The sequence below is a fragment of the Burkholderia sp. Se-20378 genome, assembly GCF_017104665.1.
Classification (GTDB): domain Bacteria; phylum Pseudomonadota; class Gammaproteobacteria; order Burkholderiales; family Burkholderiaceae; genus Burkholderia; species Burkholderia lata.
Genome location: NZ_JAAGPG010001216.1, coordinates 1 through 735, shown reverse-complemented (window position 1 = coordinate 735; position 735 = coordinate 1). Strand labels below are relative to the sequence as shown.

Here is a 735-nt window from a genome sequence, read left to right as displayed (position 1 = left end):
CGGGCGTGCCCGCCGACGCGGCTGCCTTCGGGAGATCGAAGCGGCCGATCAGCGCGTCCGGCGTCTGCCCGGTCAGCACCGCGAGCCGGTGCTCGTCGACGCCGATCGCCGCTTCGTACACGGCGATCCGCGACGTCGTCGATTCGTACTGCGCGCGCGCCCGCGCCGCATCGAGTTCGGAGCCACGCCCCGCGCCGACGCGTGCATTGATCAGCGCGAGCGTCTGCTTCTGGTTGTCGGCGTTTTCGCGCGCGATCCGCAGCCGCTCCTGCGAGCCGCGCAGATCGACGTACGTGCTCGCCACCTCGCCGGCAATCGCGACGCGCACCGCGCGTACGTCCGCCGCGCTGGCGGCCGTTTCCGCCCGCTGCGACTCGATCGAACGACGCACGCGGCCGAACAGGTCCAGCTCCCACGCCGCATTGATCCCGATGCTGGACGTCGGCGTATCGCGCTGGCTGCGCGGCGCGCCGAACGCCTGGTCCTTGCTCATCAGCTGATGGCCGATCTGCCCGCTCGCGGTAATCGTCGGGTAGCGGTCGAACGTCGCCTGCGACAGCAGCGCATTCGATGCGTCGTAGCGCGACACGGCGACCTGCAGGTCCTGGTTCGCCGCGAGCGCCGCGTCGATCAGCTGCGTCAGCGCCGGATCGCCGAAGCCGCGCCAGAACGCGGCATCGGCATCGGCCGACGCGTCGGGCGGTGTATCCGGCGTCGTACCGGACGGCGCCGCCG

General features: G+C 71.8%; 1 protein-coding gene. It reads right to left on the bottom strand.

Annotated elements, in window-relative coordinates; translation table 11 throughout:
- Positions 1 to 735 (bottom strand): TolC family protein (locus G3N93_RS41090; protein ID WP_206135649.1); only part of this gene is annotated, 735 nt, incomplete at both ends.